Here is a 21,750-nt window from a genome sequence, read left to right as displayed (position 1 = left end):
TTGAACAAGTTACTTTCGGAACTTATGGGATTTACGCATCATTTCGGGCGATGCGGTCAACTCGGCAGCGGAAGCATTTCGGTCCAGAAACAGAGGGAGATGGTGGGTATGACAACCACCGACCACCGCACCGACGAGCTCACCGGCCTGCGTGCCGACGACCTCGAGGCCGTGCTCGACCCCGCCGAGCCCGACGGGGTCTTCCGCGACAGCAGGGAGTGCGCCGCGCTGGCGCTGTCCTCCGGCGGGGGCTCGCTCCTGCTGTCCCCGCCCACCCCGCGGCCCAAGAAGGGCTGACGGGAACGACAGGAGCAGGCAATGGAGCAGTCAGGCACTTCACCCCTTCTGCTGGGTACGGTGCAGGACCTCGCTGCCGGTGTGGTCTCCGCCCTTCGCGGCGGGGGCCATGCTCCGTCGGCGGGCCCTACGGCCGTCGGCGACGGCGGCGGGCAACTCCTGCCGGCAGCCGTGCGCGTGACGGGAGCCGATCTCCTCCTGCCGCACGTCCTGCTGCGCACCCGGCCCGACGAAGCGGAACTCACCCTGTTCCGCGCGGCCGTGGACGCCTTCCCGCCCCGCGCGGACACCGCCCCGGCCATCCGCTGGAGCCACTGGGCGATGACCCGCGCGCTCCACCGGTACGCGTCCTCCCTGCCGGGCCGTTCCGGCGGCGGCACACCACCGGAGCCGGACGCGTCCTGGCTCGACGACGCGTCCTGGCAGACCCTGACGCACCAGCTCGCCGTCCTCGCGCCCCTCGCGCTGCCCGGCGAGGACTGCGCGGTGGCCCGCGCCGCCCGCCGCCGGCCCGTGGACGTCGCCCGGGGTTTCGTCCGGGCGGTACGGCGCAGGGACTGGCGGCAGGCCGCCGGAGCGGGACGCTGGCTGACCCTGCTGGACGGGGTGCCCCCGACGCTCGGACTCGAAGCCGGACTCAACTTCGTGGACCTCATGGGCGGCACCGACCCGCGCGTCGGCCTCCAGGTGCAGGCGGCCCGGTCGCTGCGGACCGGGGTGTCCGCGTGACGCCGCCCGCCGGGGGGACGGGCCCGGGCGGGACGCCCGCCCACGTCCGTACGGCCCGCCGGGTGGAGGAGGGCGCCCTCGCCTGGGTGTCCGCGCACCGCGAGCACTTCGCCCTCGGGGCGGACGCGTTGGCGCCGGACGGTGCCGTGAACGGCAGTTGGAAGCCCCTGGGGGAACTGGCGCGGGTCTGTGCGAGCCTCTCCCCGCTCACTCCGCCCCGCGACCCCCTGCACGCGCCCGTGCGCGACCTCCTGGCGTATGCCTGGCGGCAGACCGGGGAGGGCGAACTCTTCGCCCGTCTGCAACGGTTGGAGCCCTTCGCCACCTATCCCCTGGAGGTGTACGCCGCGTTCGCCTCGGCGGGGCTGCGGCACCCGGGCTACGAGGCGGCGGCCGCCACGGTGGCCCGCTCGCGCGGCTGGCAGCTCGCCGAACAGGACCCGACCCGGCGGCTCGGCGTGCTCGCGGCGGAGCGGCGCATCGGCCTCCACCGCCACGGGGACGACCACGGCCGCCACGGGGACGACCGCAGACACCACGATGCCCACGGCCACGATGCCCCCGGCCACGACGGGGTCCGCCCCCACGACGGGGTCCGTCCCCACGACGGCGTCCGCCGGTCGCTGGGCCGGACCTGGCTGGGCGGGCTCCCGGAACCCTGGGCCTTCGAGCGCTTCTCCGGGTACGCGCTCACCCACGTGGTGTTCCACCTGACCGACTGGGGCCGTCGCCCGGCGGGCGTTCCCGCGGATCTGAGGGAGTATCTGGCCGACTGGCTGCCCGCGTGGCTCGACACCTGTCTGGACGCGGGGATGTGGGATCTCGGCTGCGAACTGCTCGCCGTGGCGGCGAGCCTGCCCGAGCCCCTCTCCCCCGCCGCGGCGGGCCACGCCTGGGACCGGATCGCGGCGGCCCGGCACGCCGGCGGCGCGCTCCCGGAGCAACGCGGGTCCGGTACGGCGGACCCGGCGCCCCCCGGCGCACCGTCCGAACCCGTGCGATCCGAACCCGTGCCGTTCGAACCCGTGCCGTTCGAACCCGCGCGGTCCGAACCCGCGGCGTCCGGTCCCGCACCGGACTTCCCGCACTGCTACCACTCCACGCTCATGGCCGCCTTCGCCGCGGCCCTGACCGTCGGACAGCACCACCGCGGCAACGGTGGGCCCGCACCGTACGTCCGTCCGGAAGGAGCCCTGGGATGACCGACACCCGGCTGGTCCACACCGTCGGCGTCCGCGCCCTGGAGTGGCTGTGGGCCCACCGCGAGGGCTTCCGCATGGAGCCGGACGTGGACCCCGAGGTGGGCTTCCTGGACCGGCTCAAGCCGGTGGGGGAACTCGCCCTGGTCTGCAAGGTGTTGTTCCGTGAGGGGGTGGCCGGGGCGCGGCAGGCCCGGCTGGCGCGCCGGCTCCTCGACCACGTCTGGCGGGAGACGCTCGACGGCGGAACCGTGCTGGTGCGCGCCCAGCGCATCGAGCCGATCTCGCCCGTCCCGTTCGAGGTGTACCTGCCGTTCAGGGAACTGGGCCACAGCCTGCCCGAGATCGAGCGCGCCACCGTCCTGAACCACCGCGTCGGCAGCTGGTCGGCGTTCGAGACGACACCGACCCGGCGGCTGGGCCTGTCCGCGTTCCAGCGGCGGTTCGGGCTGTCCCCCCGCCCGTCCGAGGCCGACGCCCTCGCCGGGACCTGGCTGGCGCGCACCCCGGAGCCGTGGACGGTGGAGGGGCACATCGCCTACGACGTCACGCACACCGTGTTCCACCTGACCGACTGGGGCGGGCGTCCCGACGGCCTGCCGCCCCGCGTCGCCGCCTACCTGGCCGACTGGCTGCCCGTGTGGCTGGACGACTGGCTGGACCTGCGGCGCTGGGACCTGCTGGGCGAACTGCTGGTCGTCGACGCGTGCCTGCCGCGGCCCACCCTCGACGAGCGGGCCTGGGCGGGTTTCGCCGCGGCGCAGCAGGCCGACGGCGCGATGCCCGCGCTGCGCTCCATGCCCGACGGCGATCCCGACGAGGTCTTCGACCTCGTCTACCACCCCACGCTGGTCGCCGCCTTCGCCTCGGCCCTGGCCACGTCCCGTGCCCTGTCCGAGCTGACGCACGCCGCCGCGTCATGAGCGCCCGCGCCGCGCTCTGGCCGGGCCTCCCCGCGGACGACGCCGTCCGCGCGGACGACCGGACTCCCCCGCCCGACCGGCCGGGTGAACGGGACTGGCCGGAGCTGCTGGCCGAGGCGGTCGACGCCGTCGAGGCGCCCGACGCCGTCTTCGCCGTCTCCCGGCACGGCCGCCGCACCCTCCGCAGCGGCGGCACCGCGCCGCCACCCGCCGTGCCCCGCCCGGACCTGCGCTACGAACTGGGCTCCGCCTCCAAGGCGTTCACGGCGCTGGCCCTCACCCAGCTGATCCAGCACGGCCCGCTGACCGGCGGCGAACCGGCCGTCACCTGTCTGCACCCGGGCCGGGCACCGGGCGCGTCCCCCGTCACCCTCGCGCATCTCGTCACCCACACGTCCGGACTGCCCGCCCTGCCCGCCGACTTCTTCGTCCGGGCCCTGCCCGCCTGGCGCACCAACCCCTACGCCCGCTACCCGGGCCCGCGCGTGGTCGACGCCTTCCTGCGGCACCGGCCCCGGCGCCGGCCCGGGACGCGGTGGCACTACTCCAACTTCGGCGTCGCGGTACTCGGCCACGCCGTCGCCGCGGCCACCCGTACCCCCTGGGAGGAACTGCTCGCCGAGCACGTCCTGGGACCCCTGGCCCTGGACTCGACGGGTACGCGGCCGGGGCCGGGCGGTGACGCCGTCGGGCACGGCAAGGACGGCCTCACCCCCGTCCCGCCCTTCGACGCGGGCGGCTTCCCGGCGGCCGGCGCCGTCCGGGCCACACCGCACGACCTGCTGACCTTCCTGGAGGCCCACCTCGACCCGCGCGGGGCTCCGCCGGCCGACGCCCTGCTGTCGGTGCGCACCCCCGTCCTGCGACGCGGCCTCGGCCACCGGCACGTGCACACGGTGGGCTGGTTCCGTCACCCCACCGACCGGGGGCCGATGTACTTCCACAGCGGCGCGACGCTGGGCCAGCAGGCTTTCCTCGGTTTCCGGCCCGACACCGGCACGGCACTGGTGGCGTTGTGCACCCGCCGGTTCCGCGCCCACGATCCCTTCGTGGCCACCGCCTACGCGCTCCTCGCCCGGGCATGACCCGCGGGGGCGGCACCCGGCGACGAGACACCGGGACGGCGGGGCCTGCGGGGGCTGCGGGGCGGAGCGCGGAAACGAGGCGCGGGCGGGGACGAGCGGGCGGCTCCGGCGGCGGAACGGACTCCGCCGCCGGACCGGCGCGATCCACGCGGTCCGGCGGGGTCAGGAGCGCTGCCACAGGGCCGGGGCGGCCTCCGGCGATCCCGCGCCCTGCGCCTGGTGGTCCTGGAGGCACCGGTAGTCCACACCGCCGAAGGAGACGGTCTGCCCCACCTCGTAGACCCGGCCGGGTGCCCAGGTGTCGGTGGAGGTGCCGGGCCGCGGAGCGGGCGTGACGGTCCCGCCCGCGGTCTTCAGGGTCAGCCCGTACCGGCTCAGGAGGGGGTTGACCGGCTGGAAGAACGTGGTGCCGCCGCGCGTGCAGTCCCCCGAGCCGCCCGAGGTGACGCCCTGGGCCTGGGTCCCCGCCAGGAACGGCCCCCCGGAGTCGCCGGGTTCGGCACACACCGTCGTACGGGACAGTCCGTCGACGGTGCCCTCCGCGTAGGTGACGCTCACGTCGTGCTGCTCGACCGTGCCGCAGTGCCAGCCGCTCGTCGAGCCGGAGCGGCACACCGACGCGCCGACGAGCGCCCGGACCGAACCGGAGACCTGGACCTTCGTGCCGCCCTCCCCCCTGACGTCGGGGGTGGCGGTCCAGTTGCCGTTCACGCCCACCCAGGCCATGTCCTCGCCCGGGAAGACGGACGCCTGGAACGAGCCCTGGTCGGTCCCGTCGGAGCCCGTCGTCGTGGCCCCCGCCCTGCCGCAGTGACCCGCCGTGGCGAAGCCCTGCTGTTCCGCCCTGGTGACGGAGAAGCCCACGGAGCAGCGGGCGGTGTCGTCGATGTAGTAGGCGTCGCCGCCGACGACGTCCGCCATCAGGCGCGGGCGCTCGGCCGCCACCCGGATGCCGAGGCCCTCGCCCTCCCGGGCACCGGCCTCCTCGATGAAGGCGGTCGCGGCCGACCGGCTGGTCGCCTGGACCACGACCCGGTTCGCCCGGACGTCGACGTACCAGACGGGCGTCTGCGCGGTCCGGACCCGGCCGGCCGCCTCGTCGAGGGCGTTCTTGAGGGAGAGCAGACCGCTGAGGGGGGTGGTGACGACGGCGGCCCGCGCGCCCTCGGCGCGGATCGCTGGCACGTCGGCCGCGTCGGTGGTGGCGACCGTGAGGGCGTCGGAGGTCGGGCCGGTCACCCACGCCCCGGCGAAGCGCGCGCCCAGCGCGTTGTGGAGCCGGCCTGCCCGGGGGCCCGCCTCCGCTTCGTTGGCCAGGCGCGCGGTGACCTGCTCGGGCGTCAGGCGCAGGTCGCGTCGGAGGGCGTCCAGCACCTCCCGCGGGGGTTGCTCCGCTCCGGGTGCGCGGACGGCGGGTGCGGGCCGTGCGGAGTGCGGCGGCCCGGCGGCCGCGACCGCCGGGACGGCCGCCAGGACGAGGGCGCCGACGGCGGTCAGGGCGGCGCGGCGTCCGCCGGCGGGGGGTCTGGCAACCATGCGGGGTGTCTCCTCGGGTCGGGGTCGGTCGACGCGAGGCCTTGCCCGTGGTGCGCGAAGAGATGCGGGAGGCGGGAGGGTTTAGCGGCTTCGGGGGACGCCCGGGGCTGCCATGTGCAGTACACCGGCCGACGGCCCGGGGCCGGCGTGCGCCGCGGGGGGGTGTCCACCGCGGCCGCGGTACGGCGCCACCGCCGGGGCCGGTCCGGGGCCGCTCGCCCCCGGAGGCCCGGCGAGGGGCCCCCGGCCGACCGGGCGGCCGGGCCCGCGGGCTGCTCCGGCCCCTGCCCCGACCGCCGTCGACCCCGTCCGGTCCGGTGCCGTCGCCGCGCCCGGCCGTGGGGTGCGCCGTCGGCACCGGCGGCAGGGTGGGGACGGCGTCGGGGCGGAGGCGGTGCGGGCCGCGGCGGCGGACCCGCACGCCGGCCGGCGGCGGTCCACCGGTCCGTCAGCACGTCAGCCTGTCAGCCCGTCAGTTCGTCACCGTCCGCCCTTCATCGCCCACCGCTCCTGTCCGTTCCGCCCCGGCCCCACCCGCCGGTGCCTGCCGGTGCCGGGTGCGGGCGGTCGGCCGTCACCGTGCGGCGGCTCGGTTCTGCCTGTCGCCGGCCTGCCCGTTGCCGTTGCCGTTGCCGTTGCCGGTGCCGTTGCCCTTGGCCGTCGCCGCCGGGGCCCGGGTCTTGTCCGGCTTGCCGTGCTCCTGGGGAGCGTCGGCCGCCGGGTGTCCCTGTGCGCGGTCGCCGGCCCCGTCGTCCCGCCCGGACGACGGGGTACGGGCGGCGGGGGTCGTGGGGACGGTCTTCTCCGGGGCCGCGGAGGGGCCGCCGGAGGCCGGGCCGGCCGGTGTGTCCGGGGTGGTCGCGGGTGGGTTCACCGATCCGGTGACGGGCGGCGTGCCGGAGCCCTCGGCGCGCGAGGGACCGTCGTCGGGCGCCGCTCCGATCGATCCGGTCAGGGTGACGCCGAGCACCGCGGCCAGCGCGGCGCCCGCCACCGCGAGGGTGCGTCCGCCCGGCCGGCGGGCGGCGGGGGCCGCCGGCCCGGCCGCGGCGCGGGGCCGGCCGGTGCGGCCGAGGACCGCGCCGCCGACGCCGGACGTCCCGGCCGCGCCGGCGGCGTCGGCGGCGTCGCGCGTGCTCATGTCGGCCAGCGCGCGGGCGCACGCGGCGGCACCGGGGCGGGCCTGCGGGTCCTCCGCGGTCATGGCCGCCAGCAGGCCGGTCAGTTCGTCGTCGAGGAAGCGGGGCAGCACCGGCGGACGGTGCAGCCGGGCGATCGCCGCCTGGAGCGGCGCGCCGGGGTACTCCAGTTCGCCCTTGACGCATTCCAGCAGGGTCAGGCCGAGGGCGTAGACGTCGGCGGCGGGTCCGACCTGACGGGACATGACCTGCTCGGGCGCCAGGTAGGCGGCGGTGCCCTCCAGCACGTCGGGGGCCGTCCGCCCGGTGCCGTCGGCCGGGCGGGAGATGCCGAAGTCGGACAGGTGGGGCGCGCCGGCGGTGTCCAGGAGGATGTTGGACGGTTTGACGTCGCGGTGCACCACGCCCGCGGCGTGCACGTACGCGAGTGCTTCGGCGAGGGCGGAGCCGAGTTCGCGGACGGTGGCCGGGGGCAGGGCTCCGGCCGTTATGCGGGCGCGCAGGGTCGGCCCCTCGAGGAACTGCATGACCAGGAAGGGCAGGTCCCCGTCCCGGCCGGAGTCGTAGACGGTGACGAGGCCGGGGTGCTGGAGCCCGGCGAGCAGTACGGCCTCGTCGGTGAAGCTCTCCTCCGACTGCGCCGCGCCGCCCCGGAACACCTTGACCGCGACCCGCCGCCTGAGCCGGAGGTCGAAGCCGGCGTGGACGTCGGCGGCGCCGCCCCGCCCGACCAGGGGGCCCAGCCGGTAACGGCCCGCCAGCACCCGCCCTTCGCGGGGGCGTTCCGCCACCGGCGGCCGGGGATGTGCGGGCACGCGCTCCCCTGTCGCGGGGATGCGGGAAGTCGGAGCTGTCACGCGGTCCGGGTACCCGGCCTTCGGCCCCGCACTCCGGCCCTCGTTCGACTCCGACCCGTTCGGGGCGACTTCGACCGATTGATGACCTTTAGCACGTTCCGGCCGGTCACCCCTCAGTGGGGCGCGGTGATGAAGGACTGGATCGCCGTGGCCGCGGCCCCGCGCGCCCATTCCTCGAAGGGCAGCGGCCTGGTCCGCACGTCGCACCGCGCGGCCGAACCGAACGCGGCGGCCGTGAACGCCTCGCGGACGTGCTCGGCGAACAGGTCGTAGGCGGCCAGCCCCTCGCCGGAGATGATCACGCGGGAGGGTCCGAGCAGGTTGGCGACGGTGGCGATGCCGCGGCCGATGGCGTTCCCGGCCCTGGCGTACGCCTCGCGTGCCCCGGTATCCCCGCGGCGCGCCCGTTCCACGGCCTCGGCGGTGTCCGCGACCTCGGTTCCGCCCGTCTCGCGGATGCGGGCGAGGATCGCCGCGTCCGCGGCGACGGCCTCCACGCAGCCGCGGTTGCCGCAGTGGCAGGGCGGCCCGTCCGGGTCGACGGTCACGTGGCCGATCTCGCCGGCCACGCCGTACGCCCCCGCGACCACCCGGCCGTGCACCACCAGGCCGCACCCGATGCCCGCGCCGACGGTGACCACCGCGAAGTCCGACAGGCCCACGCCGGCGCCGAACCACTGCTCGGCGACGGTGAGGGCCCGTACGTCGTTGTCGACGGTCACCGGCAACCCGGTGGCGGCGGTGGCGAGTTCGGCCAGCGGGACCTCGCGCCACTCCAGGAACGGCGAGTACCGCACCACGCCCTCGGCGCGGTCGACGTCGCCGGAGACGGCGATGCCCAGTCCGGCCACGCGGACGCCGTAGCCGTCCGCCTCGGTGAGCAGTTCCCGCACGAGGTCCGCGGTCGCGGCGAGGACCGCCCCGGGGGCGCGGTCGGCCAGCGGTACGCGACGGTCGACGAGGGTGCGGCAGCACAGGTCGGTGAGCACGCCGATGATCTCGTCACCGGTCAGCTTCACGCCGACGAACAGCGCGCGGCCGCCGTCGACGCGCACCGGGTTGGCGGGCCGCCCGAGCGCCGGACGGGCCTCCGCGCCCGCGTCCTCCACCAGATAGCCCGAGGCGATCAGGGGACGGACGGCCTTGGTGACCGCGGCCGGGGACAGGCCGGCCCGCCGGGCCGCCTCCAGCCGGGTGAGGGGACCGTGGGAGAGGACGGTGGTGAAGACGAGCGAGGCGGCCGGGGTGGCGGCGGGGAACGTCTCGGTGCCGGGGGACGAGGGCATGGCCGGGAACCTAGGCCCCTTATTTTCCGCTGTCAATAAAAGAACCCGTGAAGCCTTGAACGGCCGACGGGACCTGTGATCTCCTTTGGAAGCCGCGAGGAGGGCGGAGTCTTTGCAGGTGATCGAAGGTCACGCTGGGCTCTGCGTCACTTCGCCCCTCCTTCGTCCGTTCATCCACGTGAGGCCCGAAACCGATGATCTCCTTCTCCCCGGACACCGGGATCTGGCTGCTGACCACCCCGCGGACGTCGTACGCCCTGCGGATCGACGAGACGGGGGCTCCCTGCCACCTGGCGTGGGGGCCGCGGCTGACCCTCGCCGAGGCGGAGGGGCTCCTCGTGCCCGCCGGACCGGCGGGCGACAGCTTCGAGGGGCGGCCGGCGGTCGGCGAGGAACTCCCCGTCGACGGGGGCACCCGCTTCGGCCCGCCCTCCCTCCAGGTCCGCCACGCCGACGGCTCCCGCGCCTTCGAGTGGGAGCCCGTCGGGCACCGGGTGGACGAGCCCGCGCCCGGCAGCGCCGAACTCGTCCTGGAGTTCCGCGACCGCCTCCACCCCCTGTACGTGGCGCTCCACTACCGGGTGCGCGAGGACACCGACGTCATCGAGCGCCGGACCGTGCTGCGCAACGCCGGGGAGCAGCGCGTCGAGCTCCTGCGGGCCGACTCCGCCGCCTGGACGCTGCCCGTGCTGCCCGACTACCGGCTCAGCCACGTCACCGGGCAGTGGTCCGCCGAGAGCCGGCTGCGCCGGGACGCCCTTCCCTACGGCGAGACCGTGCTGACCAGCAGGCGCGGGATCACCAGCCACCACGCCAACCCGTGGGTGATGCTCGACGCGGGCGACGCCGACGAGGACCACGGGCGGGTGTGGAGCGCCGCCCTCGCCTGGTCCGGGACCTGGCGGGTCACCGTGCAGCGCACCCCCGACGGGCGGGCCGGCTGGACCGGCGGCGCCGGTCACGAGGGCGTGAGCCTGCCGCTCGCGCCGGGCGAGGAGCACGTCACCCCCGTGTTCGCCGGGCTGTGCACCGACGGCGGGTTCGGCGCCGCGAGCCGCGCCTGGCACGCGTACACGCTCGCGCACGTCCTGCCGCGCGGCCGCGAGATCGCGCCGGTGCTCTACAACTCGTGGGAGGCCACCGGCTTCGACGTCGACGAGGCGAGCCAGAAGGCCCTCGCCGAACGGGCCGCCGCGCTGGGCGTCGAGCTGTACGTCGTCGACGACGGCTGGTTCGGCGCGCGCCGCAGCGACCGCGCCGGCCTCGGGGACTGGACGCCGGCGCCCGAGCGCTTCCCCGACGGCCTGGGCCCGCTGTCCGACGCCGTGCACGGGCTCGGCATGCGGTTCGGGATCTGGGTGGAGCCGGAGATGGTCAACCCCGACAGCGACCTGTACCGCGCGCACCCCGACTGGGTGCTGCACGTCCCCGGCCGGGCCCGCAGCGAGCTGCGCAACCAGCTCGTCCTCAACTTCGCCCGCGACGACGTGGCCGACTGGGCGTACCGGTGGCTCACCGCCCTGGTCGCCGACCACGCCGTCGACTTCCTGAAGTGGGACATGAACCGCGCCTTCAGCGAGGCGGGCTGGCCCGGCGCCGCCCCGGACGGCGACCGGCTGTGGAGCGCGTACGTCACCAACCTGTACGGCGTCCTGGACCGGCTGCGCGCCGACCACCCGGGGCTGCGGATCGAGACGTGCAGCGGGGGCGGCGGGCGCGTCGACCTCGGCATCCTCGCGCGCACCGACCAGGCCTGGGCGTCGGACAACACCGACGCCGTCGACCGCCTGGTCATCCAGCACGGCTTCGGCCAGGTCTACCCCGCCCGCACGATGTCCGCCTGGGTCACCGACGTGCCGAACCAGCTGACCGGCCGCACGGTGCCGTTGCGGTTCCGCTTCCACTCCGCGATGGCCGGGCTGCTGGGCATCGGCGGCGACCTCGCCCACTGGTCGCAGGAGGAGCTGGCCGAGGGCGCGACGCTGGTGGCCGAGTACAAGAAGGTGCGCCACCTCGTGCAGCACGGCGCGCTGTACCGGCTGTCCGAACCGCTCGGCGAGGACCGTCCGACGGTGGTGCAGTACGTCGCCGAGGACGCCGCCGAGCTGCTCGTGCTGGCCTGGCAGCGCGGGCCCCGGCACGGCACCCCGCGCCTGCCCGTGCGCCTGCCGGCGCTCACGCCCGGCGCCCGCTACCGGGACACCCGCACCGGCGCCGTGCACCACGCCGCCGTCCTCGCCGGGTACGGCCTGCACCTGGACCTGCCGCGGGGCGACTGGTCGAGCACGGCCGTCCACCTGGTCCGCACGGACTGACGGGAGACGCCGGGGCGCGGACGGCCGGACGGACGCGAGCGGACGGACACGAGTGCGCGGGTGACGACCGGAGGGGAGACGGGCGGGCAGGCGGACCGACCGGCCCCCGCCCGGGGAGCGGGACGGCGGAGCCGAAGCCCGCCGCCCCGCTCCCGCGCCCACGCACGCCCCGGCGATCCCCGGGAACCCCGGGGATCCGGGAACCCCGGGGATCCGGGAACCCCGGGGATCCGGGAACCCCGGGGGTCAGGAGACGCGTGCCTGCGCGTACGGCACCAGGCGCACCGGCCCGACCAGGCCGTGGTCCTGGCGGGCGGCGCCGCCGAACACGGCGGGCTGCGCCACCCGGAGACGGTTGATCAACGGGGTCGCCACCTCCACCTCGACGACGTTGGCGCCGGGCCGCAGCAGGGCGGTGCCCAGGTCGACGACGGGGTGCAGCCGGTCCACCGGGCCGAGCCGCACGCCGTTGACGCTCACCCGGCACGTGTCGCTGACCTGGCCGAGTTCCAGACGGGCGCCGTGGGAGGCGGTCCAGTCGGCGGGGAGGTCGAGGGTCGTGCGGTAGCGGCCGATCCCCGCGCTGTCCGCCAGTTCGGGAATGCGCGACCAGGGCAGCAGCGCGTCCAGGGTGACGGTGACCTCGACCCGTTCGGTGCGGGTCGCGCCGGTGCCGGGCCGCCAGTCCTCGACGTCGAGCCGCCACCGGCCCGGGGTGATCACCGCGGGGACGGCGCGGATCGTCGTGGTGACCGGCCGCCCGCGGTCCGACCGGGTGGTGTACGTGCCCGGCGCGCCCGCCCGTACGACGAGCCCCTCGTCGGTGAACAGGGCCTCGTCGGCGTCGGTGGCGACGACGTGCGGGCGGGCGCCGTGGCGGTCCCCGAAGAGTCCGGGCCGGCCCAGCGCGACGACGGCCGTCTCCCCCGGCAGAAGGGCGATCCGCAGGGTGAGGTCGTCGCCGTCGCGGGTGTAGCGGGCGAGCCGGACGGCCCGGCCCGACCAGGGGTCCAGGAGGTAGGGCACCGCCTCCCCGGTCCCGGTGCGGCGCAGCGTCACCTCGTGGTCGACGGCCGTGACGGCCGGCTTCACGGTCTCCGCGTGCTTGCCGTTGCAGAGGTAGTAGAAGTCCGCCTCGGGGGTCGCCCGGTGGGCGTTGAGGAGGGTGGAGGGGGTGCTGTGGCGGACGTCGGGCGTGACGCCGAGCCGGTTCAGGGCGTCGCCGACGAGCGCCTTGTCGGTGACGCGGGCGACGTTCGGCAGGGCGAGCAGCCGGGCGAGGACGTCCCGGAGCCGGTCGGTCTCGCCGTCCGCGGGCACGCCCGGCGTCAGGGCCTGGTCGAAGGCGCCGAGCAGCACCACGGGCAGTCCGGCCCCGGCGAGGGCGAGCACCTTGCGGGCGTCGTCGAGGGCGAGGGTGGGCGTGGAGCCGTAGAAGAAGTCGCCCTCGACGAAGAGGGCCTTGTAGGCCGGGCCGTCGGGCGCGAGGCGGCCGTCGCGCACGGTGGCGGAGGGCAGGTCGAGCAGCGGGCCGCTGAGGAACTGGTGGGTCCAGCCGAGCGGGACGCCCGTCGCGGTGAACCAGGAGGCGCCGATGCCGGTGGCGGTGTAGCCGGTCTGCCGCAGGATCGCCACGTCGGCCCGGACGGTGCCCGCCTGGAGCACCCGGTGCACCCGGCCGAGGTAGTCGGCGACGTCGGCCACGTGCCGCCAGGTCGGCTGCCGCGGCCCCCAGGACTCGCCGTAACCGGCGGTGCCGTTGTACGGGCTGAACGCGGCGAAGCCGGGCCAGCTCACCTGGGGTGCGGTGGCGTAGGAGAAGCCGTGCAGGACCGTCTGGTTGACGCCGGCCGCGTAGGCGCCGCCCATGGTGCGCAGGAAGCGGTCCCAGGTCGTGCTGTACGCGGAGCCGTTGTAGGCGCCGGCCTCGCAGGACAGGACGGTGTGCCCGGCCATGTCCCGGCCGCCGGCCAGGCAGCGGTAGTCGTCGAGGTTCTTGAAGCCGAGGGACTCGCCCTCGGCGATGTCGAGGAGGGCGGCCGAGGCGATGGCGTCGGTCCGCAGGCCGTAGGGCTGGGCGCGCAGTTCCATGCCGAGGGAGTGCGCCCAGTCCCGCAGGGCGCGGACGTGGTGCCGGTTGAACAGGTCGGACACGGTCGCCCAGAAGTCGTGCCGGATCTGCCGGGTGAGCTGGGCCCCGAACGCGAAGACCTGGTTGCCGTTGTCGAGCACGACCGCCGGCAGATACGGCAGGAGCGGCCGTCCGGTGCGCTCCTCGAAGGCCTCCGGCAGCGCGGAGGTCCAGCACAGGCCGTCGGTCTCCAGTTCCACGGAGTCCTCGAAGAAGGCGCCGCCCGCCGCCTTCAGCAGCCCGCGCAGCCGGGGCGTCAGGATCTCGCGTTCCCAGAAGCCGGTGACGGCCCCGGTGCCCGCGGCGCTGAAGTGGTCGACGACGTGGGCCGCCGGCGAGGAGTGCGGCCCGGACTCGGGCTGCTGTCCCGAGCCGCGCCGCCAGTAGGAGATCAGCACCCAGTCGCCGTCCTGCGGGGCCGTCCAGGAGAGGGCGCCGTCGGTGACCAGGGAGGTCAGGTCGCGGACGCTCGCGGGGTCGAGGCCGGTCTCCTTGCGGGTGGAGTGGGCGGTGTCGACACGGGCCGCCTGCACGGCGAGGAGCCGCTGCCGGGTGACGCCGGGGGCGGGCGCGTGGACGGGCGGGGGCACCGGGCCCTCGTACACCGCTCCGGCGGCCACGGCGGCCCGGCCGTGGGCGAGTTCCTGCGCGGCCGCCTCGTCGTCGGGGCTGACGCCGGGGACCGCGACGGGCCAGGCGGGGCCCAGGGTGAGGTCGATGGCGACGCCGCGCCTGGCGGCTCTGCCCAGGGCCGCCTCGACGCCGTCCCGCCAGGCTCCGCCGCCCCAGCCGTGCCGGACGGTGTCCAGGACGGACTTGTCCTTGACGCTGTGGTGGACGGCGGCGATCTCCATGCCGCCGAAGCCGGCGTCCGCGATCTGGTCGACCTCACGGGCGATCTCGTCCGGGTCGACCAGCCCGTCCGGCCACCACCAGCGGAACCTGGGGCGCACGGACCGCGGGGGCTTCGCGAACCAGTCGGCACCGGGCGCGGCCTCCGCGGCCGCGCCGCCCCCGGCTCCGGGCGCCGTGGCTCCGGTCGCGGGGACCGCGGTCGCGGGGGCGGCGGCCGCCGCGCCGGGCAGGGCGCCGAGGACCGTCGCCCCGGCCCCCGCCGCCAGTCCCGCGGCCAGGGCCGTCCGCCGGGGTATGCCGCCGCTCTGCGTCGTGCCTTCATCCATGGTGCGCCTCGAGTCCGGGAGAACAACCCATGATTGAATCGTTTCAATCATGATCGACGCGGGAACGCTAAACCGCCGGCCGGATCAGGTCAAGAGGTCCGGCACGGTCGGCCTCACGGGCCTCACGGGCCTGACGGGCGCGCTCCCGGTCACCGGCGGGGGCGGCTCCGGATCCAGTCGGGCGTGCGGACGAAGAGGTCGTCGACCCGCTCGTCGGGCAGGCCGTACCCGACGTGGTCGGCGCCGGGGACCGTCCGCAGGCCGACCGGGGCGCCCGCCTCCGCCGCCCGGGCGGCCGGGGTCGCGGCCGTGGTCGCGGCCGTGGTCGCGGCCGTGGTCGCGGCCGACCATGGAGTCGTCCTCACCGTGGACCAGCGGGAAGGGCGGCGCGCCGGGCCGGACCTGCGCCGAGGGGCTTGTCTCACGGGCGGGTCGCGGCACGTCGGCGGGGGCGGCTCCGAGGGGCAGCGCCTCCGGCGAGTCCGCGCCCCGCCGGGTGAGGTCGCCGGGCGCGGACCAGGCGACGGCGCCCTCCAGCCGGGGGCGCGCCCCCGGACAGGGCGAGCGGGGCGGCGAGGCGGGCCAAGGCTGCCGTGCACCACGACGGGGCATCCGGCCCGGACCGGACGCCCCGCCTCGAACCCGCTCCGGGCGTGCGGTCAGCCGGTGGCGCAGGAGACCGTGGGCCAGGTCCAGTTGCCGTTGGGCTGGACGGTGACGCCCCAGGTGTCGCCGCTGCCGTTGGGCTTCGCGGTCAGCACCTGGCTGCTGGGGTAGGACGCGCTGACGTTCCAGGTGGAGAGGATCCTCGCCGGCGACGGGACGTTCATCGTCACCGTCCAGCTGCTCGACCCGCTCACCGAGACGTTCAGGTTGTAGCGGTCACCCCACCGCTGGCCCGCCGACAGGGTCGCCGTACAACCGGTACCGCCGCCTCCCCCGCCACCGCCGCCCCCGCTGCCGTCGGGGGCCACGGCCCGGCCGGTCAGGGGGGAGATCATGCCGGCGCACAGGCCGCGGCCCGCCAGGTTCTGCGCGATGCGGGGGATGGCGGCGAGGGTGTTGGCGGACCAGTCGTGCATGAGGATGGTCTGGCCGTCGGTGAGCCGTGCGGCGGCCTGGACGATCGCGTCGGTGCTCGCGCCGTTCCAGTCCTGGGAGTCGACGTCCCAGATGACCTCGGTGAGGCCGTACTTGGCCTCGACCGACTTCACCGTCGCGTTGGTCTCGCCGTACGGCGGCCGGAACAGCTTCGGGGTGCCTCCGCCCGCGGCCGCGATCGCCTGTTGGGTGCGGGAGATCTCCGAGTCGATCTGCGACGAGGAGAGCTGCGGCAGGTGCGGGTGGGTGTAGCTGTGGTTGCCCACCCACATGCCGGCGTCGACCTGGGCCCGCACCTGGGCGGGGTTGGCGGCGGCGTTCTGGCCCTGGTTGAACATGGTGGCCCGGAGCCCGTTCTGCTTCAGGGCGTTGAGCAGGCCCGGGGTGCTCCCGGACGGGCCGTCGTCGAAGGTGAGGCCGACGTACCCGTTGCAGGCGGCGGCCTCCGCCGGGGCGGCCTGGACGGTGAGGGTGCCGGCGGCGGCCAGCGCGAGGACGGCCAGGGCCGTGCCCGGCCGGCGCGTCGCGAGACGTGCTCTGGTGCTCATGCGGATCGGTCCTCCAGTCGGGGACTGCGGGGTCGGCTCGGGGTGCGGGAGGCCGTGGGCCGGGGCGACGGCCCAGGTGCTCCCGCACGCTCCTCTTCCTGCGGGGACGGGAATGGCGAAAGTGTTGAGCCGTCCCCGTCGGCAGTCAACAGTTTCGGTCGTCATTTCGAAACGTTCGAAGGGGAATTCGGGCGTTCACGGCCGGGATTTCAGCAGACCAGGGCTCCCACCAGGGCGATCTCCGCACACGAGCACGACGAGAAGCGGGAAGGGAGATCCATTGGCGAGAGACGTCGACCCCGAAACATTCGAACCGCTTCCGGACCGGCTTGTGGAGGGCGCTTTTCGGCCGGTCACGAAGGGGAACCCGGCCTGCCCACCCCTCCCCCGAGGACGAGGAGTTCCACGTGACGGACGAGCACCGCAGGCAGCAGGACCCCACCACCCGGTATCCGCGGCCCGACTTCCCCTCCCAGGAGCAGCCGCACCCCGGCTGGACCGGACCGATGGATCCGCCGCCCGACCACGGCGAGGAGTCCTACCGCGGTTCCGGCCGGCTGGAGAACCGCAGGGCGGTCATCACGGGCGGGGACTCCGGCATCGGGCGGGCGGTCGCCCTCGCCTACGCCCGCGAGGGCGCCGACGTGCTGTTCACCCACCTCGCGGAGGAGGCGGACGACGCGCGCGAGACGGCCCGGCTGGTCGAGGACGCCGGGCGCAAGGCCGTCGCCGTCCCGTGCGACATCCGCGAGGAGAGCCAGTGCAGGGCGCTGATCGACCGGGCGGTCGCGGAGTTCGGAGGGATCGACATCCTGGTCAACAACGCGGCGTACCAGATGTCCCAGCCGGACGGCATCGAGGCGATCACCACCGAGCAGTTCGACCGCGTCCTGCGCACCAACCTCTACGGCATGTTCTGGCTCACCAAGTTCGCGCTGCCGCACCTGCCGGAGGGCGCCTGCGTCATCAACTCCACGTCCGTGCAGGCGTACAAGCCCAGTCCGCACCTGCTCGACTACGCGATGACGAAGGGCGCGATCGTCACCTTCACGCAGGGGCTGGCGCAGATGGTCGCGGAGCGCGGCATCCGCGTCAACGCGGTCGCGCCGGGCCCGGTGTGGACGCCGCTGATCCCGGCGACGATGCCCGACACCGCGGAGTTCGGCAAGCAGAGCCCGATGGGGCGTCCGGCGCAACCGGCCGAACTGGCGCCCGCCTACGTCTACCTCGCCTCGCAGGAGGCCGGTTTCATCACCGCGGAGATCCTCAACGCGACCGGGGGCACCCCGCTGCCCTGACCGCGACCGGCGAGAAGGCCCGGGCGGGCGGAGCCCGGGCCGAGCGGGATCCGGGCCGTCCGGGGCCTTCGGCCGTCCTCAGCCGCGCAGTGCGGTGTGCAGGCGGACGGTCGTCCCCTCCTCGGGGGTGGACCGGATCTCGACGAGGTCGCAGAGATGGTGCGCCAGCCACAGTCCCCGGCCGCCGACCTGCGCGGCGTCCGGCCCGGTCCGCCCCACGAGGGGGTCGGCCAGATAGCCGCGGTCGCGGAACTCGCAGATCATGCGGTCGTCCTCCACCCAGGTCCGGAGCACTCCGTGGCCGCCGCCGTGCTTGATGCTGTTGCCCGCGATCTCCGTGGCGGCGAGGGAGAGTTCCCTCAGCCGCGAGCCGTCCAGGCCGTGCCGCCGGGCGCACTCGGCGATCTTCGCGCGCACCGCGGACAGCTCCCCGCCGGCGTAGCGCATCTCCTCGTACGGGTCGCACGGCCGGTCGAGGGGCTCGAACCGGTAGGCCGCCTCGGCGTCGTAGTCGTCGCTCGTCTGCGAGCGGCCGTCACGGCGTACCTGGGGATGGCAGCGCGCCATCGCCTTCAGGTCGGCGTGCCCGCCGTCGGCGTCGTACGGACACAGCAGCCACCAGGCGGGGCTGTGGGCGAAGGCCTTGTTCAACAGCCACTCGTAGTACTGCAGTTCGCGCACCTCGGCGCGGCTGCGGACGGTGTCCCACGGCGACTCGCCGATGCCCCGCACCGGCCGGCCCTCGGCGGTGTGCTCCCCGATCCACCGCTGCCAGGCGGCGATGAGGCGGCCGGGATGGTGGGCGACGGCGGCGGTGTCGACGAAGCGGACCGCCGACAGCCGGGGAAGCTCCGCGCGCAGCAGCGTCACCTTGTCGTTCGGCACGGCCACGACGACGGCCTCGCCCCCGTCGAGCGCCTCGTGGATGAAGTCCAGGGTGCCGTCGAGGAACTCCTGACGTCCCCGGTAGGGATACAGCTCGTGCCGGTATCCGCCGGGGGCGGTCGCGGACTCACGCGAGGACGACATGGTCATGGCACCATCACCACGGGTACCTCCGGTACGGCGTATCCCGAGAGCCCCCAGCTCAGGCGCACGGTCTCGTTGGCCCCCTCGACGATCACCACTCGCTCCGGCAGGAGTCTGGCGGCGTCGGCCAGGGCACGCATGCCGGCCGCGTCGAAGAACTCGAGGTCGTGACAGGTCAGGCGCAGGGTCGTCGCGTGCGCGACCAGGCTGCGCAGTACCGCGCCGAACGCCGCGGCACCCTCGGAATCGATTACTCCGCTCACCCTCCAACGGCCCTCTCCGGTTGTGTACACCCGGAACTCAGGCGCCGCCGGTCTGCTGCCCACATGGTGCGGATGCACACACCTGACTTGGTCGAGTGTCGGCGGGTCCCAGTCCGCGGGCCGGTAGGTGCACAGCACCATCGCACCGCTGTCCGCGGCGAACTCCTCCAGGTCCAGCTCGCTCTGCAGCATGGTGTCGCGCTGGGCGTCCCGGTGGTCGGCCGTCACGTGCCGCAGGATGCGCAGGGCCCGGAAACCCTCGCGTCCGGCGGTCGCGGCCTCCCTGCGCACCGCGGCCAGCAGGGCGGAACCGTCCAGCCGGGCCGGGTCCAGGACGACGCGGGCCGGCGTGTCGGCGATCTCCGGAGCGGGACGGTCGTCGGTGCCGACGATGACGAGCTTGTCGCCGAAGAGCGCGCCGTCGGCCACGAAGGCGCGGCTGCGCTCCACGCCGTTCTCGGCCGGGTCCAGGAACTGACAGACGTGGTCGCCGCTCTCCACGTCGTCCAGCGTCGCCAGGCTACGCGCCGCTCTCACCGGTCTCCCCTCGTTCACCCTTTCACCCTACTGGCCCAGGCCTCGGCCCTGGTGGAACCCCGTGCGCATCCGGACGGCCGGCGGGCCCGGAATGTCACCGGCACCGCTCGCGGTGCCCCGCCCGGTCGCCGGCCCGGGCGCGCCGGGTCCGTCCGGCGCGGCCCCCGTGCCGGCGACCGTGCCGACACCCGTACGGCGGTCTCCGGCCCGCGCCGCGGCCGAACCGGTGGTCCGATCGGTGGAGCGACGCGGTTCACAGGCCTGTCGCACCGGGTGCGGGGCACCAGGGCACCGAACACCCCATGACCTGAAGGAGCTGCGCAGATGGCGAAGGACCTGACTCCCCAGTACACCGTTCCGGGCATCGAGCGGGAGGCCGCCGGCCGGCTCATCGGCGCGCTGCGCCTGCGGCTGCACGCCCTGAACGATCTGCACCTCACCCTCAAGCACGTCCACTGGAACGTGGTGGGGCCCCACTTCATCTCCGTGCACGAGATGATCGACCCCCAGGTCGACCGGGTGCGTGAGATGGCCGACGACGTGGCCGAGCGCATCGCGGCCCTGGGCGGGGTCGCGCAGGGCACGCCCGGCGCGCTGGTCGAGGAGCGGTCGTGGCAGGACTACTCCATCGGACGGGAGGGCGCGATCGCGCACCTCGGCGCTCTTGACGTGGTCTACACCGGCCTGATCGAGGGCGTGCGGAACTCGATCAAGGAGGTCGGCGACCTCGACCCCGCCACCGAGGACCTGCTGATCGAGCAGTTGCGGGACCTGGAGCAGTTCCAGTGGTTCGTCCGCGCCCACCTCGAGAGCGCGAACGGCACCCTGGTGACGGCCGACGCCGACACCGAGCGCGAGGCCGCGGCGCGCGGCGCCGCACTGGACTGATCGCACCGGACCGACCGCGGCGGACCGCTCGCGGGGACGATCGGGGCCGCCCGCCCGCCGACTGTCGTGCGGGCGGGTCGCCCGGGGCGGACGGCGGCGCGGGCGGTGGACGGTGCGAGCGGTCGACGGCGTGCGGCGCGGGCGGTGGACGGGCGGTCGGTCTCAGGGCGCGGGAGCGCCGTCCGGCTCCTCGGTGTGCCGCCCGGCGCCGGGCTGGGGCTCGGTGAGGTACTCGGCGGTGCCGGTGAGCTGGAGCATGCGCTCCAGGTGGGCGGGCCGGTTGTCGAGGTGCAGGGTGATCCCGGCCGGATAGGTCCGCCGGCGGAGCATGAGCAGCATGGCCAGCCCCGTCGAGTCGATCAGGGTGAGGCGGGCGCAGTCCAGGTGCAGGTCCCGCAGCGTCGCCCCGTGCTCCCGCTGGTGCTCCTCGATGGCGTACGTGAGCAGGGTCGGGAAGTGCCCGGCGTCGTGGTCGAGTTCACCCACGACCTCCATGGTGAGGGTGCTCGGGCCGGAGGCCGCGGTGGTCATCTGGAAAGGGACGTGCGTGCTCATGCGGGGGTTCCTGTGCCGGTGGCGGAAAGGACGGTGGCGAACGAGTCGGGGCCCGGCGTCGTCTCGTTCGGGAAGCGCCGTGCGCGGGGGAAGTCGTACGGGTGGGCGGCGAGGACCGTCGGGTCGAGGCGGAGCGACCCGACGGGGACGCCTCGCGCGGTGAGGATACCGGTGGTACGGCCGACGGACCGGGTGAAGAGGTCCGGATCGTCGAGGCGGCAGGCCGTGGCCGGGGACCCGATGACGTGCCGGACGTCCTCGGCCGGGCGGTCCCGCTGGTGCGGAGTGTGCGACCGCGGCACCGGGGACAGCTCCCACAGATCGGTCATGCGCCCTCCTCCTCCGTCCGGTCCTGCGCGGCCCGGCTCCGGGCGGTGGGTCCGTCCACGGGGTGGAGCCGTCCTCGGCCGGTCGTCGGACGGGTGGTGGCCGGGGCCGCCGTGTCGTCGTGCCTGCTCCCGCCCGGCCGCTGTGCGGTGGGCGTCCGCACGCGTTCGGCCACCGCTTCCGTCGGCATTCTCGCGCATCCGGCCGGGGACGCGCACAACCGGTGTTCACCGTACATCCGGTCGCCCGGGGAATCGCCGCGGGCCTCGGTGATGCCGTCGGTGTGCGGCGGGGCGGCTCGGTCGATCCCGACGACGTCGCCCCGCGTCTCCCGACGAGAACCGGGTGGGGCGTCGTTCCACGTGGCGCCGGCACCGCCGGCGCCACCGTGGGGACGGGCGGGGACCCGGTGGGGAGATCACGGGCGGTGGGGGGGCGGGGGGGGGGCCCCCCCCCCCCCGCAGAGTGGGGGGGGTGGGCGGGGGGGGGCGGGGGCCCCCGCGGGGCCCCGCCGCGCGGCCCCCCC

The 21,750-nt window shown here is 75.5% G+C and carries 19 protein-coding genes; 8 read left to right on the top strand and 11 right to left on the bottom strand.

From position 1 onward, the window contains the following. Window positions 1–108: 108 nt before the first annotated feature. Genes ACF09K_RS32705 through ACF09K_RS32685 form a run of 5 tightly spaced genes read left to right on the top strand, consistent with a single transcriptional unit; the run spans window position 109 to window position 4,233 of the window. Window positions 109–297, top strand: a complete 189-nt coding sequence (locus tag ACF09K_RS32705; RefSeq protein WP_392248959.1) for a hypothetical protein — start codon at window positions 109–111, stop codon at window positions 295–297. A 21-nt stretch (window positions 298–318) separates the two neighbouring features. Further along, entirely contained in the window at window positions 319–1,026 is a 708-nt protein-coding gene (locus tag ACF09K_RS32700; protein WP_392248958.1) for a hypothetical protein, read from the top strand. Next, complete coding sequence (locus ACF09K_RS32695) at window positions 1,023–2,228, top strand: DUF6895 family protein (protein ID WP_392248957.1); 1,206 nt, start codon at window positions 1,023–1,025, stop codon at window positions 2,226–2,228. The genes ACF09K_RS32700 and ACF09K_RS32695 overlap by 4 nt, the downstream gene beginning before the upstream one ends. After that, entirely contained in the window at window positions 2,225–3,148 is a 924-nt protein-coding gene (locus ACF09K_RS32690; protein ID WP_392248956.1) for a DUF6895 family protein, read from the top strand. The genes ACF09K_RS32695 and ACF09K_RS32690 overlap by 4 nt, the downstream gene beginning before the upstream one ends. Continuing rightward, on the top strand, window positions 3,145–4,233 hold the full coding sequence (locus ACF09K_RS32685) for a serine hydrolase domain-containing protein (protein ID WP_392248955.1): 1,089 nt from the start codon (window positions 3,145–3,147) through the stop codon (window positions 4,231–4,233). The genes ACF09K_RS32690 and ACF09K_RS32685 overlap by 4 nt, the downstream gene beginning before the upstream one ends. Before the next feature lie 162 nt (window positions 4,234–4,395). Here the strand turns inward: ACF09K_RS32685 and ACF09K_RS32680 are convergent, their stop codons facing one another. From ACF09K_RS32680 to ACF09K_RS32670, 3 genes are all read right to left on the bottom strand, one after another. Then, entirely contained in the window at window positions 4,396–5,769 is a 1,374-nt protein-coding gene (locus ACF09K_RS32680) for a trypsin-like serine protease (protein ID WP_392248954.1), read from the bottom strand. Between the two features lie 574 nt (window positions 5,770–6,343). Continuing rightward, on the bottom strand, window positions 6,344–7,723 hold the full coding sequence (locus tag ACF09K_RS32675; RefSeq protein WP_392248953.1) for a protein kinase: 1,380 nt from the start codon (window positions 7,721–7,723) through the stop codon (window positions 6,344–6,346). 155 nt (window positions 7,724–7,878) lie between these two features. Next, window positions 7,879–9,051, bottom strand: a complete 1,173-nt coding sequence (locus ACF09K_RS32670) for an ROK family protein (protein WP_392248952.1) — start codon at window positions 9,049–9,051, stop codon at window positions 7,879–7,881. Between the two features lie 194 nt (window positions 9,052–9,245). Between ACF09K_RS32670 and ACF09K_RS32665 the strand changes: the two genes are divergently transcribed. Beyond that, the gene (locus ACF09K_RS32665; protein WP_392248951.1) at window positions 9,246–11,366 is read left to right on the top strand and encodes an alpha-galactosidase; all 2,121 of its coding nucleotides are present in this window, start codon (window positions 9,246–9,248) and stop codon (window positions 11,364–11,366) included. A gap of 246 nt (window positions 11,367–11,612) precedes the next feature. Here the strand turns inward: ACF09K_RS32665 and ACF09K_RS32660 are convergent, their stop codons facing one another. From ACF09K_RS32660 to ACF09K_RS32650, 3 genes are all read right to left on the bottom strand, one after another. Continuing rightward, the gene (locus ACF09K_RS32660) at window positions 11,613–14,678 is read right to left on the bottom strand and encodes a glycosyl hydrolase (RefSeq protein WP_392248950.1); all 3,066 of its coding nucleotides are present in this window, start codon (window positions 14,676–14,678) and stop codon (window positions 11,613–11,615) included. A 149-nt stretch (window positions 14,679–14,827) separates the two neighbouring features. Further along, window positions 14,828–15,043, bottom strand: coding sequence for a hypothetical protein (locus ACF09K_RS32655; protein ID WP_392248949.1), 216 nt, complete (start codon window positions 15,041–15,043; stop codon window positions 14,828–14,830). Between the two features lie 294 nt (window positions 15,044–15,337). Then, a complete protein-coding gene (locus ACF09K_RS32650; protein ID WP_392248948.1) occupies window positions 15,338–16,327 on the bottom strand; it encodes a polysaccharide deacetylase family protein in 990 nt (329 codons plus the stop codon). A gap of 407 nt (window positions 16,328–16,734) precedes the next feature. Here ACF09K_RS32650 and ACF09K_RS32645 point away from each other — a divergent pair, with 407 nt between their 5' ends. Continuing rightward, the gene (locus ACF09K_RS32645) at window positions 16,735–17,625 is read left to right on the top strand and encodes an SDR family oxidoreductase (RefSeq protein WP_392248947.1); all 891 of its coding nucleotides are present in this window, start codon (window positions 16,735–16,737) and stop codon (window positions 17,623–17,625) included. Between the two features lie 78 nt (window positions 17,626–17,703). Here the strand turns inward: ACF09K_RS32645 and ACF09K_RS32640 are convergent, their stop codons facing one another. Both ACF09K_RS32640 and ACF09K_RS32635 read right to left on the bottom strand, forming a co-directional pair. After that, window positions 17,704–18,660, bottom strand: a complete 957-nt coding sequence (locus tag ACF09K_RS32640) for an anti-sigma factor RsbA family regulatory protein (protein ID WP_392248946.1) — start codon at window positions 18,658–18,660, stop codon at window positions 17,704–17,706. Continuing rightward, the gene (locus tag ACF09K_RS32635) at window positions 18,657–19,454 is read right to left on the bottom strand and encodes an MEDS domain-containing protein (RefSeq protein WP_392248945.1); all 798 of its coding nucleotides are present in this window, start codon (window positions 19,452–19,454) and stop codon (window positions 18,657–18,659) included. The genes ACF09K_RS32640 and ACF09K_RS32635 overlap by 4 nt, the downstream gene beginning before the upstream one ends. A gap of 324 nt (window positions 19,455–19,778) precedes the next feature. Between ACF09K_RS32635 and ACF09K_RS32630 the strand changes: the two genes are divergently transcribed. Beyond that, a complete protein-coding gene (locus ACF09K_RS32630; protein ID WP_392248944.1) occupies window positions 19,779–20,342 on the top strand; it encodes a Dps family protein in 564 nt (187 codons plus the stop codon). A 162-nt stretch (window positions 20,343–20,504) separates the two neighbouring features. Here the strand turns inward: ACF09K_RS32630 and ACF09K_RS32625 are convergent, their stop codons facing one another. The 3 genes from ACF09K_RS32625 to ACF09K_RS32615 are packed head-to-tail and all read right to left on the bottom strand — an operon-like array spanning window position 20,505 to window position 21,498. Continuing rightward, the gene (locus ACF09K_RS32625; RefSeq protein WP_392248943.1) at window positions 20,505–20,897 is read right to left on the bottom strand and encodes an STAS domain-containing protein; all 393 of its coding nucleotides are present in this window, start codon (window positions 20,895–20,897) and stop codon (window positions 20,505–20,507) included. Next, window positions 20,894–21,226 (bottom strand): hypothetical protein, encoded by a 333-nt coding sequence (locus ACF09K_RS32620; RefSeq protein WP_392248942.1) that lies wholly within the window; start codon window positions 21,224–21,226, stop codon window positions 20,894–20,896. Before ACF09K_RS32620 ends, ACF09K_RS32625 begins: the two co-directional genes overlap by 4 nt. Next, entirely contained in the window at window positions 21,223–21,498 is a 276-nt protein-coding gene (locus tag ACF09K_RS32615; RefSeq protein ID WP_392248980.1) for a hypothetical protein, read from the bottom strand. Before ACF09K_RS32615 ends, ACF09K_RS32620 begins: the two co-directional genes overlap by 4 nt. Window positions 21,499–21,750: the final 252 nt, after the last annotated feature.

It is taken from the genome of Streptomyces sp. NPDC014882 (genome assembly GCF_043081325.1).
GTDB lineage: Bacteria > Actinomycetota > Actinomycetes > Streptomycetales > Streptomycetaceae > Streptomyces.
This window is presented reverse-complemented; position numbering and strand designations above follow the sequence as displayed.

Excerpts from the sequence above, each read along its gene's own strand:
- ACF09K_RS32630 (WP_392248944.1), top strand. The coding sequence starts at position 19,779 with ATGGCGAAGGACCTGACTCCCCAGTACACCGTTCCGGGCATCGAGCGG.
- ACF09K_RS32700 (WP_392248958.1), top strand. The coding sequence starts at position 319 with ATGGAGCAGTCAGGCACTTCACCCCTTCTGCTGGGTACGGTGCAGGAC.
- ACF09K_RS32705 (WP_392248959.1), top strand. The coding sequence starts at position 109 with ATGACAACCACCGACCACCGCACCGACGAGCTCACCGGCCTGCGTGCC.
- ACF09K_RS32670 (WP_392248952.1), bottom strand. The coding sequence starts at position 9,051 with ATGCCCTCGTCCCCCGGCACCGAGACGTTCCCCGCCGCCACCCCGGCC.
- ACF09K_RS32680 (WP_392248954.1), bottom strand. The coding sequence starts at position 5,769 with ATGGTTGCCAGACCCCCCGCCGGCGGACGCCGCGCCGCCCTGACCGCC.
- ACF09K_RS32650 (WP_392248948.1), bottom strand. The coding sequence starts at position 16,327 with ATGAGCACCAGAGCACGTCTCGCGACGCGCCGGCCGGGCACGGCCCTG.
- ACF09K_RS32620 (WP_392248942.1), bottom strand. The coding sequence starts at position 21,226 with ATGACCGATCTGTGGGAGCTGTCCCCGGTGCCGCGGTCGCACACTCCG.
- ACF09K_RS32625 (WP_392248943.1), bottom strand. The coding sequence starts at position 20,897 with ATGAGCACGCACGTCCCTTTCCAGATGACCACCGCGGCCTCCGGCCCG.
- ACF09K_RS32690 (WP_392248956.1), top strand. The coding sequence starts at position 2,225 with ATGACCGACACCCGGCTGGTCCACACCGTCGGCGTCCGCGCCCTGGAG.
- ACF09K_RS32640 (WP_392248946.1), bottom strand. The coding sequence starts at position 18,660 with ATGACCATGTCGTCCTCGCGTGAGTCCGCGACCGCCCCCGGCGGATAC.
- ACF09K_RS32660 (WP_392248950.1), bottom strand. The coding sequence starts at position 14,678 with ATGGATGAAGGCACGACGCAGAGCGGCGGCATACCCCGGCGGACGGCC.
- ACF09K_RS32685 (WP_392248955.1), top strand. The coding sequence starts at position 3,145 with ATGAGCGCCCGCGCCGCGCTCTGGCCGGGCCTCCCCGCGGACGACGCC.
- ACF09K_RS32665 (WP_392248951.1), top strand. The coding sequence starts at position 9,246 with ATGATCTCCTTCTCCCCGGACACCGGGATCTGGCTGCTGACCACCCCG.